The 14756-nt window shown below is 48.4% G+C and carries 11 protein-coding genes; 8 read left to right on the forward strand and 3 right to left on the reverse strand.

Translation table 11 applies throughout. From position 1 onward, the window contains the following. Positions 1-150: 150 nt before the first annotated feature. The 3 genes from ACXAH1_RS16580 to ACXAH1_RS16590 form a co-directional block, all read right to left on the reverse strand. Entirely contained in the window at positions 151-1590 is a 1440-nt protein-coding gene (locus tag ACXAH1_RS16580) for a S41 family peptidase (RefSeq protein WP_475198179.1), read from the reverse strand. Positions 1591-1852: 262 nt separating this feature from the next. Beyond that, positions 1853-3229, reverse strand: coding sequence for a winged helix-turn-helix domain-containing protein (locus ACXAH1_RS16585; protein ID WP_475198181.1), 1377 nt, complete (start codon positions 3227-3229; stop codon positions 1853-1855). An 81-nt stretch (positions 3230-3310) separates the two neighbouring features. Then, positions 3311-3727: a VOC family protein gene (locus tag ACXAH1_RS16590; protein WP_475198182.1), complete on the reverse strand. Its 417-nt coding sequence runs from the start codon at positions 3725-3727 to the stop codon at positions 3311-3313. Between the two features lie 414 nt (positions 3728-4141). Between ACXAH1_RS16590 and ACXAH1_RS16595 the strand changes: the two genes are divergently transcribed. From ACXAH1_RS16595 to ACXAH1_RS16630, 8 genes are all read left to right on the forward strand, one after another. After that, the gene (locus ACXAH1_RS16595) at positions 4142-5605 is read left to right on the forward strand and encodes a metallopeptidase domain-containing protein (protein ID WP_475198184.1); all 1464 of its coding nucleotides are present in this window, start codon (positions 4142-4144) and stop codon (positions 5603-5605) included. A 226-nt stretch (positions 5606-5831) separates the two neighbouring features. Further along, entirely contained in the window at positions 5832-6344 is a 513-nt protein-coding gene (locus tag ACXAH1_RS16600) for a DUF2141 domain-containing protein (RefSeq protein WP_475198186.1), read from the forward strand. Positions 6345-7691: 1347 nt separating this feature from the next. Beyond that, on the forward strand, positions 7692-8351 hold the full coding sequence (locus tag ACXAH1_RS16605; RefSeq protein ID WP_253050505.1) for a GIN domain-containing protein: 660 nt from the start codon (positions 7692-7694) through the stop codon (positions 8349-8351). A 231-nt stretch (positions 8352-8582) separates the two neighbouring features. Continuing rightward, on the forward strand, positions 8583-10217 hold the full coding sequence (locus tag ACXAH1_RS16610) for an HAL/PAL/TAL family ammonia-lyase (protein ID WP_475198187.1): 1635 nt from the start codon (positions 8583-8585) through the stop codon (positions 10215-10217). A gap of 19 nt (positions 10218-10236) precedes the next feature. Beyond that, positions 10237-10509: a phosphopantetheine-binding protein gene (locus tag ACXAH1_RS16615; RefSeq protein WP_054013672.1), complete on the forward strand. Its 273-nt coding sequence runs from the start codon at positions 10237-10239 to the stop codon at positions 10507-10509. Continuing rightward, entirely contained in the window at positions 10469-11011 is a 543-nt protein-coding gene (locus ACXAH1_RS16620) for a MaoC family dehydratase (RefSeq protein ID WP_475198189.1), read from the forward strand. The genes ACXAH1_RS16615 and ACXAH1_RS16620 overlap by 41 nt, the downstream gene beginning before the upstream one ends. A gap of 2 nt (positions 11012-11013) precedes the next feature. After that, positions 11014-12543, forward strand: a complete 1530-nt coding sequence (locus tag ACXAH1_RS16625) for a hypothetical protein (RefSeq protein WP_475198191.1) — start codon at positions 11014-11016, stop codon at positions 12541-12543. Beyond that, on the forward strand, positions 12530-14755 hold the full coding sequence (locus ACXAH1_RS16630; RefSeq protein WP_475198193.1) for a beta-ketoacyl-[acyl-carrier-protein] synthase family protein: 2226 nt from the start codon (positions 12530-12532) through the stop codon (positions 14753-14755). Before ACXAH1_RS16625 ends, ACXAH1_RS16630 begins: the two co-directional genes overlap by 14 nt. The last annotated feature ends 1 nt before the right edge of the window (position 14756 follow it).

Raw genomic sequence — 14756 nt, forward strand, 5'->3', positions numbered from 1 at the left:
TTAACCTTGTCTTTTTTACACCTGACTTCATCATATCATCGCGCAACATTGTGCAAATAATAATAAATTTACACAGCAACACAGCCATACACAAAAAATGCGGCCATCAAAGCCGCACTGGTTGGGAGTCGTTCTGTATAAGCATTCGCTTTACAGGGAGTAAGCTGCACTCAGTGCTTTGGCAATAAACTCTGCTTTGCCCACACCTTCCCGGCTGATGACAATGTCTGGCTGTACCGGCGTCATTTGTTGCTTGCCAGACGGACGGTCCAGAATAAAGCGAGGTGTAACGGCGCGGATACCTGTGTGTTTGAGCGTCAGAAATTGGATCCCCCCACTTTGCGAGCTGCGACCGCCAGTCGGGGTGCCCACCAGTGTTGCAAACCCATAGTCCTGCATGGTGTTGGCAAACAACACTGAAGATGAGTAAGTCAGGGGACCAGTCAGCACACTGACTTTACCTTTAAACAGCAAACCGGGATCTGTGTCGGGCTCAGTCATTTTTGTCAGCTCTCCCGATAACACTGAGCCAATTACCTCGCCCGGGTCGCGGTATTTTTCCAATATCCGAACCTGGTAAGTCGAGCCATGGCGATAAGGTGTCGTGGCAATATACTTCAGAATCCCCTGTTTCCAGTAAACATCATCTCCGCCAGTATTGTCAGAAATATCAATCATCAGGTGCTTAGTCTGCGCTTTGTTCAGTCGTTCGAATGTTTCTGCCATAAACTGAAAATATGCATCTGGTTCATTCCAGCCAAACTGCTTAATGGTCAACAGAGCCTGCTGATTGTCGAGTAGTTTGAGGTTAAAATTATCGTCAAAGGTGCGTTGTTTAATGCTTACTGGTGCCTTATTTAGCGCTGCAACATGCACCAATTCAGCAGGTTCACCCGAGTGAAACTTTAGCGAAAATGTGCTTTTTGCGCCGTACATTAAGCGATATGTCATGGCAAAGCGACGAGCCAGTAATGCGCTGCGAAAAGCAACATTGTCGCCCTCAATGCGCTGCAGCAAAGTCGCAACCACCTCAGTTACAGGTGCACCATTGATCTCTTTAATGTATTTGCCATCATGAGCAGACGGCGCCCCACCCAATTCACTCACCACTTTGAGTCCCTGAACACTCAGGGCAACTTCAAAAGGAAACAATTTAGCGCCCTGTGCTACCCATTGTCGCCACTGCGTATTGGTACCGTCACCAATACTCAGGTGCCCGTCCGCCATAATGCTGTTGAGGCTGGCAAACTCACGCCATACCTGCTCACCAGTCATAGATTTATCCAACCTGTCACGCAATGTATCGATTCGCTCATAAAATTCGTCAATATCTTTGATACTGTGTGTCAGATCCGGGTGCGTGGTATGTACCCAGTGAACCCACTGATTGATGTCGGCCTGAATTGCCTCTGCACTGTACACAGCAGAGAAATGACCGAGTGTTTCATCAGCCTTTGCAGCCTGTGTTCCACAAAGCACCATGAGGGCACCGGCCAGTGACGTTCCAAGCAAGCGTTTCAGCGAGCTGCTCAATGTTTCGCTCTTAGGTTTAACTACCTGAGTCGAGAAGTAAGAAGTATTAAAGTTCATGTCTGTATCCTTTGCGCTATGGTTTTTGTTTCGCGGTCACTCATATTCACTTTCATATACAGAGCAGTTTGCATGCCAAAAATAAACGCATAAAAATCAATTGCATAGAAAAAACCGCGTTCAAGCGGTCGGACAACGGACAGTCCGCGGACAGTTTAGACATGGACTCGCTTATGGTTTCTTTTTTGACAGGTAATACATTATTTACGGAGAACACCTGAGGGGCTAAACCATATCGAGCAGACATTCTTACGCTTATTCTTTACTCAAGCCTAAGAATGCCTAAGCGGTTAACAAACGCTTGATAAGCTGGATACTGATGTAAAGGGGTAAAAACCGGATCTACCGCTGCCCACAATACAGCCTGCTGACGTGTTTCAAACGCCTGGTTCAGATAAGCAACAGCCACCTGAGGCTCGCCTGCCATAACCGCGTAACGCGCCAGCGACATAGGTGGTGTATAATGGCCAATATCTGCGCGTAATGGATCTTCATGTAACAGCCAGCGATAAACACCGGATAAGCCATCGCGGGCAAATGTCGACTCAACTTGCGCCATCAGAGATGGGCTGTAACCCGCATCCTGCATCACCCACTGCATCTGGGCAAATGCTTTCTCGTATTCGCCCAGCTGCTCATAAACCGTGCGCAAACAGGTGTGATAAAAACGACTGGTGTCGCTGTACGGCTGTAATTTAAGCAAAGCTTCCAGCGCAGCTTCATGGCGCTGACTCATGGTATAGACCCAGGCGACACTCTCACTGGAATAACCATCCGGATCCAGCAATCTGTATTGCTCAATATGTTCAAGCGCGCCCTGAAAATCCCCAGTCGCCATTAAAAACTGACCAAACCAGAGGTGTCCGTCCGCATGCCCCAAGGATGCTTTGAAATAGCGTCGAGCGGTGTGCGCATCAAAATCTATCAACAAGTAGAGTCGCGCCATCAACAAGTTGGCTTTTGGGTGCTGTGATATTTTGGCCAATACGGACTGTAACAGTGTATGGGCGCGGTTGCGATGATGTGCATTGCTTTGCGGATCTTGAAGCAACTGACGTAAATACGCATCAGCCAGCCAGACCTGAGGTTCAATCAAATCCGAGCGGGCAAGTGTTAATTGCTGCAATAAAGCAATACTCTGCTCAATCGCATCGGGCTGATTATTCAGTAAGTAGCGAGCCTTTTGAAAGTTTTCAGATTGCTCAGGTGACATAGGAACGGGATCAGAGAGCACGTTAAACTGACTGCCAAGCAAAGCGGCCCCCAGTAATAATATTGCGCTACACAGCATCAGAGAACTTGAAAAAACGGACTTATCTGCGCCTATTTGTGGACCAACCCAGCGATAGCCAACACCTGTAATGGTTTTAATATAGCTGGGCTGTTTAACATTATCGCCCAATAGTTTACGCAGGCCAGTGACAGTGACATAGATGGCATCTTCACTGACCACTCTGCCCGGCCATAAAGTAGTAAAGATCTGTTCTTTAGTCACATCCATATTGGCATTGTCCATCAGTAACATCAGCAGTGCATACTGTTTATCGTCCAGAGAGACGACCCGCTGACCACTGTACAACTGCTGATGCTGATGATTTAGAACCCAATCTGGTTTAGCAATAATGTTGACTGTCGCCATCCCGGCAGCCTCTGATAGAACCCTCTCTGGAAACAGATAATAAAGTAAACTTTTTGTGAAGTCTCGTACCGATTGCCTCTTCTATGCATCGCTATTTCGTTCGGTGGGCAAATCACTCAGATATTCAACAAATTCCACCTCAAACCCGGCAGGGTCAATAAAATAAACATTCTTACGATGGGGGTGTTGCGCACCGTCTTTATCAACGGGGTACCCGGCCTGATTCAATCGAGTAATAACCGCGTCAATGGATTGTACCACATAAGCAAAATGCGCCAGCCCCACTGAATGACCCGTTAGTTCCCGGTTGACACCCTCACCGTGGTCGCTAAAAGCAATGTAATGGTAATCGTCGCCAAAATGCAGCCAGTTTCTGGGTTTACCATGCCAGCTTCCCTGCCCTTCACTGCGCACACGCCAATGGGGAAAAGCCGCCTGATAAAAGTGCAGGGCCTGTTCGATGTCATCGACAACTAAATTTACATGTTCAAGATACATAAAACGTCTCCTTATTTAACACTCATAGTGGCATTGAAAATACGTAATAACTTCGCCGTAAATGGCGTGGGGGTGAATGTGGATACTGGCATAACCTGGCTCCTTCTTATGATGTGCAGCCAAGATAAAACCTCAAGTTAAGTTGTGGTAAAGCACTTTTTGAATTTCTTTGTTACAGACTACGCCGGGGATAATTCACCAGCTCAACTTGAATATTGTATAAAATATATTAAATTAAAGTTGCCTCTGATTATTTTTCATACAGAGGTGCTCTGCTCGATACACAGGATGCAGTATACAGAGTATTTATCCTTCTGTTTTATAGAGATAAATGTGCATTACATCCCACCGTCGACGGACAAAGACACCACCGCTCACATGAGCGCTAATACAACATATGTAAAGGAAACAACTATGAATCTGATTAAGCACAGTTGGTGCATACCACTGCTTGCCTTACTTACTGGCCCGGCCCTCGCGGCTCAGCTTGAAGACAAATGTGCCTCATCGGCCCCTTTTACAGGCAGAACCTTGCAAAATGGAGAGACAGTCTGTGTGCCAGCAGGCTCACGCAGTTACCTGAGCGTAGCAAATGTCAATCGTTATGATAGCGTTGCCATCAGCACGGGTTATGGCACTGGTGATTTGAACTTGTACGCCAGAAGTGGCGGCTGGCCAAGACTGGATGGCAGCGACCCCAGCTCCACAGCCCCCGGTAATGCTCAGTGTATCGTATTAAGTCGCCCTGCATCTTATTGGGGCTACATTACACTGGATGGCAATCACAGCGGCAGCTCTATTGTGGTCGACTTAGGTGCCACGTCCTGCCGCACTGCCGATACCACAGAGCCTCCAACGGAGCCACCCGGCGACAACGACGGGTATCCGTATGATCACGTCAATATTCAGGTGTATCGCTTTCAGTTTAGCGACACACCATTAGATTGGCCGACTATGGAAAGCGATATGCAGGGGGTGACCACTTACTACGACCAGCAGTCCTATGGGCGTTTCAATGTCACCTATGACACCAGCACACCTGTCATAAATATTAACCAACCAAAGAGCACGTACGATAACGACTTTCATGGCTGGACTGCCATGTGGAAAAGTAAGATCCGGGCCCAGGGTATCGATCCGGATGCACCCGGCAACGCACAAGTTGTAATGATGGTTGCCCCTCAGGTCGGCAACTTTAACTCCAGCGCCGCGCCCCCGAGCATTTCTCTGTACCACCACACAACTGGGGTAGTTGCTCATGAGTTGGGACATGCATTGGGGCTGCGTCACGCAAAAGCCATTGAAGCAGGTCCGGGCAAAGTGATTGGTGTCGGTGATTACGACACAGAAAGCCTGAATTATGGCAATGTGTACAGCATGATGGGCATGGGCGCACACTCTTTACAGGCCTACAACCTCTTGTATAAACACTATTTTGGCTGGCTAAATGACAGTGAAGTACCCGTCATCAACGCCTCGGGTACCTATCGTATTTACGCCTTTGATCAGGGTGCGAATAACCGCGGCTACATTGGTCTCAGACTAAAGTCTGGTGACGGCAAATACACATACTGGCTGGAATATCGTACCTCTCACGATCGCTACACCAATACGCAAAACGGTGTACTTATCAACCTGCAAGGCTATTTTGAAAATGAAAGCGACAAGCGTTTTTGGAAAACCACCTCTTATTTGCTGGACATGACTCCAGGTTCGAAAACACCTGGCTGGTGGGGCGATGACCAAACTGACTCAGAGCTGGTCATTGGCAAAAGCTACACCGATCATTGGGGCGGATTCACCATTACACCTACTCAAAAAGGCGGTACGCCCGGAACACCCGATGCCTGGATAGAAGTTCAGGTAGACCTCAAGTAACTCTGACGCACACAACAGCAGGGTTTACGCCTGCTGTTGTATCATGCCGACTTCGCGACATATATAAGAAACGCCATCAAGTCCAAACAATGAGTACAAACATGGGCCTCAGCAAAACACCCGTCGTTCCTAAAAAAATAACAACTGCAATCAGTGTTAACCAGTGTTAATATTTTTGAAAACACATTAAGGTAGTATTCGTGAAAAACTACAGCCAGGATTTGCTATGAAACCACTTTATTTAGTCGCAGCACTCACTTTGGTGTTGTCCGGATGCCAGTCGACCAGCTCGCAGAGTATTAATTCAGCCGATGCCACGCCCGCCAGCTTGACCGTTGTGATAGACAATGTCGCCAGTGAACAAGGACAGCTGATCGTGACCTTACACGATAACAGTGAGAGCTTTCATTCCGACGATAACATCAACGACAAAGACAGCAGATACTTCCGCAGTCAGGTGATTACACCCAGTATGCCAGTCACAACCGTCACCTTTGAAGGGATCCCCTCGGGCCGTTACGCTATCAATGTAGTCCACGACGAAGATAAAGATGGTGGACTGGATCGCATGGTTTTTCCTTTTTTGGGTATGCCCAGTGAGCCCTACGCTCTGTCGAATAATATTTATGACACCTTCAGTAAAGGCGATTTTGAAGACGCCCTGATCACCGTTCAAACACCTGGCAGTGAAGTACATCTGACACTGGCAACTCATCTGAATAAGATAAGCGGGCTGTAATACTGTTTTTATAATTTGCTCTGCCGCGGCCAGTTGGTTTTACTGGTACACAGTGGTGACCTACAGCCCCCGCCCAGCTAAGCACGCCAGTCTGGGCTTCTCTGACCTCCTGGCACGGCAAAATAAGGTTTAAGTGCGCTCAATAGTGACGTGCCTCACTCACCTTGTTGGAAAGTACAATGTAACCAAAAACCCTCCAATTCCCAAGCAAACAGCAAAACACGTTTATCGATATCCGCTCACGGCTGACAATCTAACCCCCAACAGACTGTCGTTGATATATATTCAACTTTTCCAAAATGAATCCTGAGTTTTTGTGTGTTGTAGCAAGCATTGAGTGGAAATTAATGCGACTTAAACGGGGTTTTCCGGAACTCATTAGTGCCTATATTGGTAAGAAACGAGGATCTGATGAATATAAAAGTCAACTTAGCCAATTTGATTTCCCCAAAATAATTAATTACCCATTTACCAACCACCTCACAATGAATGCACATTACAAAAAACAGCTGTGCTACCTGCTATGTTTGCACTCCTTGGACTTTTGCCGGCAATTTCAGTATCGATACATTGCCATTTTTAGTAAACAATGGATTACATTTAAAGATATTTTGAATCTGAACCATCTGTCAGGTCCTGACCATACCGCTTACGATCCCCCCCAACCGGGGAGGGAGTTCTCTCCATCACGGCTTTTTTATGCTGACTGAATAACTTCATTCATAGACCTGCGAAATTTTTTTCTCTTTTTTCGGCCCATTTTTTTATTGTGTATAGTGCAGCGATAGAAATGACTCTGGCAACCGCCGGAAAATTCCAACACCTGTGTGCCAAGGAATTGCCCAATTTGGAACAATCCATTTTAGGGACGTTTTTTGCACAACTCCCCGACATTTGTCGCAAAATTGCACACAAGTTCACCTCTTTATACCCTCTGTATAAAAAATAAAGCATTTACTCTACTTTAAATAGCATTGTTGTTGTTTATCCAATATTAGTTTTTTGATTAATGTTGCGGGCTAATCAAAATACCGTTTTTTGTAATTGTTTTTTAATTTTTTATCGTTATCATTCGATAATTCTTTGCTTCCACTTAGTTAAAGCTTTGTTAAGCAACGGCTTGACCCTGTATTTTTTATGGGTAATATATTTGCCGACACAACGCGTTATTTAATTCCTTGGAATGTTGTGTTGTTTTTTGCATGCAATAAATTGGATATTTATATATTTATTTGGTTTTACTGTATGTTGTATATTACGCTGTATCTGTTGTTCAGATAGTAATAATTTATTGTTTAAGTCAAATAAACGGATTTAATTTTTTATTACTCATAGATGGAGTTTTAAATGAAAACGGCAATAAATGGCCTGGTTTTAGCGACAGGCGTACTGGGTGCTTCTTTAGCACATTCTGCTGAAGAGTCATTCAATGTAGCGGCGTTCGATCAACTCAACCTGAAAAAAGGTATCGAAGCAACCGTTTACTGTGGCAACGAGCCAAAAGTAGTAGCGACGGCACAAAGCCATGTTCTTGATGTACTTGAACTGACATCTCAAAACGGTGAACTCAGTGTCAGCAACGAGGCTTACAGCGAGCGCGAGTGGTGGAACAAAGACAATCGCTTAGCACTTGCCATCTACACCAATCAACCTATCTCAAACTTCGAAAACTATGTTGGCGTTAAGCTGGATGTTGCATCTTGCGCAGTGAACACGTCTCAAGTTTCAGTGACAGGTACGGTTGGCACCGACATTAGCCTTGCAGGTCAAACCGAACATTTGAATCTGGCCTTGCTTCAGGGCGGTAACTTCACAGCCAGAGACGGTAACTTTGTCATTGACAGCGTTGACCTTAGCCTGGAATTCGGCAGCCATGCCGAACTGTGTCATGCCACTTTGGTTTCTGGTTACATGTCTTTCGGCACTAGCCTGCACCTTGGCGCAACGACTCAGTACAATGTCAGTCAGAGCTTTGCAAGCTCAATCCGCACTGACCTTTGTCAATAAGTCGCTTTTATTAGCGTCCACTTGAGTGGGCGCTTTTAATAAAAACTTTTAATTATCGTATTTTTAGTAATTGGTAAAAGAAAAGGAAGCGTCTTAAAACACCCCTTTAATTAAAAACTCACTTTTTTTCGAAAAGCGAGCTTATTTCGGCGTGCATAAAAACTGAAAATGGATTTATCAGGCAAGGCAGACTACATGGGTAATCTTAATAATTATATTGGCGTATAAACTATGGAAAACATATTTGACAAAGACTTGGTATCAAAATCAACGAGCAGAAATTCAGACCACCTAACTCTTGAAATCGGGGGAGACTATGAATTACTTATCGATGATGTAGGTTCGTTTGTAACTAACCCTAATGTGGATATATCTCTGAATGCTGCGTTGGAGAAAGTCATCAGAGAAAATCGCGAATATCTTGATGATAAAATAGAGAATCGTGAAGATATATATGGTGTAACTACTGGATTTGGCAACTCTGCCAGCAACCGTATATCGCCAGAACTTGCTGCCAGTCTACAAGAGAATTTAATCGCCTACCATGGATGTGGTGTCGGGGATTACCTGCCTGAACAAATCTGTGCAGCGACCTTACTGATCCGCCTCAACTGTAATGCCAAAGGCTTTTCTGGCGTAAGTTGGGAGCTGCTGAAACAAATGGAATGCTTGTTAAATCACCGAATTTTCCCAGCTATCCCGGCTATGGGGTCGGTTGGTGCAAGTGGCGATTTAACGCCTCTGTCATACATAGGTGCGGCACTGGCCGGTAAGCGTCACGTCTATTATCGTGGAGAGATCCGCCCTACCAGTGAGGTATTTGCTGAATTAGACATCACCCCTTACCGCCTTAAGCCCAAAGAAGGGCTGGCCATCATGAATGGGACATCGGTGATGTGTGGTATCGCCGTCATGTCATTTTTGGAAATTGAACGTGCTATCGAACTAAGCTGCAAACAAGTGGCGCTATTTGTTGAGCTGATTGACGGTCGTGCTTCGCCTTTTCACCCTCAGGTACACAACCTCAAGCCACATCCGGGCCAGATCAAATGCGCTGCGATGATCTACGAACGCTTATCAAATCCGGAGCAGCGTCTGGGGCGCCGCCTGCGCAGTGACGATGAATTTGGGGCAGGAAAAAAAGAGCAATTCAGATTACAGGACAGCTACTCCATTCGTTGTTCGCCTCAGGTCATAGGGCCACTGCTGGATACGCTTGACTGGGCCAAACGGGTGATCACCACAGAGATTAACTCAGTAAATGACAATCCGTTGTTCGACAACCAAAAAGATCTGATCCTCAACGCCGGACACTTTTATGGTGGGCATGTTGCAGCTGTCTGCGACGCACTAAAACCACAACTGGCTAACCTCGCCGCCCTTTTGGAGCGCGAGTTGGGCATTTTAGTCGATGACAGACTAAACGGCGGGATCCCAAACAACCTGGTCGCCATTGACGACTTAGGTGATGAGTCCTGGATCAACCATGGCTTTAAGGCTGTGCAAATCACCGCCTCGGCACTGACCGCTGAAGCCCTGAAGAATGCGTCACCGATGAGCGTATTCTCCCGTACCACCGAGGCACTTAACCAGGATATCGTCAGCATGGGCACCATTGCAGCCCGCGACTTAAAACACATTCTCTCTTTGGTGAAACCTGTGATAGCCATCCACGCAATGGCAACCCGCCAGGCCTTTTACGTACTCGATAAAGATGGTAGTGCAGACAAGCTCAATACCGAATCCATGCGTTTCTTTGAGCAACTACGCGACTACTTCACCCCAGTGATCCAGGACCGCCCGATGGACCGTGACATTGACACTATGGTTAAGAAGCTGTTCCCGGAATATCAATTACATAACTAATAAAATAAGGAGTTTTCACATGGCTGATTTCGACCAGATCAGAACTTTTATCAAACAGGACATCATCGTAGATAACCTGGAGGTGGTGGATTCCATCGACGAACTGGACGACGAACAGGGACTGGTAAGCGATGGCCTGGAACTGGACAGTATTGAAGTGCTTGAGCTCGTGGTCTCAATCGAGAAAAAGTATGGCATGAAGTTTAGTAACTACGGCAATGAAGTGATCAAGGAAAAAATGGCATCAATCAATGCCCTGGCACAATTTGTCAGCGAAGAAGCCAGAGCCTGAGGTCGCCATTGTGTACACGCTAGGTAAAACCTTCAGAGAGCTGACCTTAGGTGAGCAGGCAGGGCACAGCAAGACCATTGCCGAAACGGATGTGTATAACTTCGCTGGCATCACAGGAGACTTCAATCCGGTGCATGTTGATGAGGTGTTTGCACACTCTTTCGGCTTACAGGGACGCATAGCTCATGCCGGCATAGCGCCCGCCATGATAGCACCGGTTATTGGCATGAAGCTGCCCGGAGTTGGCTCTATGGTGCTGTCGATGGAGATAGGGTTTCACGCGCCCATTTATATCGGCGACACCATTTTTGCCAAAGCCGAAGTCAGTGCCAAATTCGCAGACACTCGCCAGGTTGAACTAACACTCAGCTGGCACAACCAGCGAGGTGAATTGGTCAGCGATGGTAAGGCTGTGGTTTTACCGCCCAAAGCGGCGAGTAAAAAGCGGCTTGCCGAGCGTTTACGCAGCTTAGATAACACGGAAACTGCACAGGAGCCCTAGGTATGAGACATCAGCAAGTTGTCGCGCAGATCCGCGTGCTGATGCAGCACTCATTGGAAATAGAAGTAAGCGAACTGGCAGAGTTGGATAATCAGGCCGATCTGCTTGGTGCCCCTTTGTTTCTAGACTCTATTGATATGTTGCAGCTTATCGCGGATTGCGAGCGCCACTACTGCATCAAGCTTTATCCGCAGCGCCATACATTACGTAATTGCGTTGCCGATCTGGCCACCCTGATCATCTCACAACTGGGACAGACACAGGTAGCGCAGCAGCACTTGCACCGTTTTATGGCAAGCGATGGCAGCCATTATGACGAAGCCGAGCTGGTTGAGCTGCTCAATCGGGTGCTCAGTTTCAGTCCTGAGTTGGCTCGTCAGAGTAAAACAGAGGAAGTGCAGGTTGCACAGCAAAATGCCATTGCGCTGATGCTAACGGTCTTCAGTTTGCTGTTAAGTGGCCGCACTCCCGTGCTTGGCGGTAATGACGGACTGAGCTGGCAGCAATTGTGTGCCGGGACCGATAACGGTGAGCCGGCTACCCCACATTGCACAGGGTTAGATGCCAGTCTGATGCACCGGCTAGGTAACGCCAGGGTGGGCTTTCTCACCTCAGGCAGTACCGGAAAGCCAAATTTGTTTTTTAAATCACTGCATAGTATGTGGTCCGAAGCTGAAGGGATTTGTCAGAGCCTGGATTTCTCAGGCTATGCGCTTATCAATGCGCTGATCAGTCCGCAACATATGTATGGGTTTATCTGGACCTGGTTGATACCGATACGATTAAACAAGCCTGTTTTCTATCAGGACGCCCAATATATCGATGCCACGCCCTGTGGCGAGATCAGCATGTTGAATATCCTGGTCCCCAGTGTCTGGGATTTACTGGCCCATGAAAACCTGACTCCGGGCAGCGCGGTGATCAGCTCGGGCGCACCTTTCGGCGCACGGCGCGAAGCTGAATTTGCCACGCTACAGAAAACAGTCCCCCAATTAAGTGGGATTGAAGTCCTTGGCAGTACCGAAACTGGTGGGATCGGTTTTCGGGCTATCGCCCAGGATAGTATCGCTACCTTCACTTTATTTTCCGAAGTCCGGCTGCGGCTGGATGACGAGGGTACGGCCATATTGCGCTCACCCTATCTGCTGAGCGACCACCCAGAGTTCGTCATGATGGATAAAATTGCCTTACTCAGCGATGGTCGCATACGTCACCTAGGACGCAAAGACAAAGTCTTTAAATACAAAGGAAAACGTTTGTCACTGGAAGAGGCAAAACAACGCTTACAGGTGTTTTTTGGTACGGCGCCATTAAAACTGTTTTTTGTCGAAGACGACAATGACAAACGCGGCGGACAGCTGCTGGCTTTTGTCGAAACCCAAAGCCAGCAGCATCCGTGCGAGCAGGCACTCAGGGACGCCTTTCGCGATTACCCTGTGCCGAATATCGCCCTGCTACCGTCTTTTCCGCTCAATCAAATGGGAAAAACGACCCTTAGCTCACTATTGGAAGTAACTCATGCAAAGCAATAACCATAATGACAACGCCATGGCGGTGATCACCGGCTATGGCCTGGAATCAGCCATCGGCAACAACCAAACCTTGTTTGCCAGCATGGCTGCCGGACATTCAGGCGTCAGAGCCCAGGCTGATTTTGCTCAGTTGCAGCTGGAAAGCCATCATGCCGCCCTGCTCAACGAGTTTAGGACCAGCCATAAAGCACGCTCAGACCAGTTCGACTTTGCTACCCTGTTTGCCATTTCGGCGGTAGAACAAGCGTTGGCAGATGCCGGTTTAAGCCTCGAACAACTGGCCGATAAACGCGTTGCGCTGTGTTTTGGTAATGCCAATTCCGGTACCGACATTTTGCTTGAAGGGATGGCGCAGCAAGACAACGAAAAAATCAAACAATATCCGGCTTATCGGCAGGCCGCCAATGTGCACCGCCATTTCAATCTGAACGGCCCACTGTTTTGTTTTACCTCAGCGTGTACCGCCAGCAGCAGCGCCATCAGCTTTGGTCGCGAGTTACTACGCGATAACAAGGCCGACATAGTGATCGCTGGAGGCAGCGACTCGCTGGCCAGACTGGTATATGCCGGTTTTCATTCGCTGCGCTCAGTCTCTGCCGGCGTCTGTTCGCCCTATGGCGTGGATACCGGACTGAGCCTGGGAGAAGGCGCGGGTTTTGTGGTGATGGAAACGGCAGAAGCTGCACAGCAGCGCGCAGCAAACATACTTGCTCAGCTACGTGGCAGTGGTTCCAGCCTGGATGCCTATCATGCCACGGCACCAGAACCAGAAGGTCGGGGCGTATCTCGGTCACTCAGTATGGCGCTGGCGGATGCGGACGTATCGGGCGCGCAAATTGACTATGTGAATAGCCACGGTACCGGGACACCGGCTAATGACGGTGCCGAGCTACAGGGGATCCGCAGAGCCCTCAGTGGTAAACAGCCGATGACAGCCCGGGTGTCGAGTTCCAAATCCTATTTCGGCCATGCCCTGGGCGCCGCTGGTGCACTGGAGCTTATCTCTGTACTGGCCGCACAACGTCATGGTTGTCTGCCAGCGACTCTGGGTGTCAACGACGTGCGTGAAGATTGTCAGGGATATGCTCTGATCCGAGAGCGCCTGGCAGAACAACAAGTTGACTGGTTTGCCAGTACCAACTCGGCGTTTGGAGGCCACAATACCAGCTTAGTGCTGGCCAGTGGAAAGGTTGCACTCGCGCCAAAGGCACCCGCAACACAGCAGCGCGTTTTTATCGCGGCGCATACCCGAATCGATAGTCAGATCCGCACAGCTGCTGATAAAACAGCCACAATCTCCGAGCTTGACGAGGCCGGCTTTAGTCTCAAGGCGCATTTCCCCGCACTGTACCGACGCCGGATGAGCTGTTTGTCCCAGTATGCCATTGGCGCTGCCGAGTTTGCACTGGCGGCCAGTGGATTAGAGCGTGAAACAAACGACCCGACTCGCTGCGGCGGCTATTTCGCCACGGCACTGGGTTGCAGTGAAGTACAAGAGCGCAACTACGATGATCTGGCAAAGCTGGGCGCCAACAATATCAAGAGCACCCTGTTTACCGATACCGTGCTGAATGCCTCTTTGGGGAGCCTGGCGATTGCCCACACTATCCGGGGTACAGCGGCAAACTTCAGCGACTGTGGTAACGAGGGTTTACAAGCCTTGTGGCAGGCCTTTTACGACCTGCGCGCCGACCGAGTTGAGCGGGCACTGGTGGTGGCTGGCGAAGACAGCAGCAACAGCAGTAAACAGATCTGGCAAGCTCAGGCGGTGGATGCAGCAGACACCCAACAAGCGAATGCCGCGGCACTGGTCATGGTCAATGAATCCGGGCTCGCGACAAACACCCAACCGCTGGCCGAAGTGGTGACGTGCTTTACCGTTTCCACAGCACAAGGGAAGCAATTGCCCGAAATGGTCAGCTTAGAGGAAGTGGACCATGTGGTCGTTGCAGCAACTCGCCAACATGAGCTACAGCATGCTCAGCACCTGCTCAGCGAATTATGCCCGCAAGCACAAAGCGTCACTCCGTTGGTCGACAATCATTTGTGCATTGCAAGTCAAGGTTTAAAGGCCCTGATCCAGGGGCTTGATGAGATGTCCAGTCAGACAAGCGAAGCACCATTGTGCCGTGTGCTGGTGGTGTCTGTTAATGCCGAGCAGATAATGCATGGCTGTGTGTTACATAGTGTCGCATCGGCACCAAGGAGTTAAG

This window comes from Pseudoalteromonas sp. AWH4_217 (assembly GCF_056161105.1).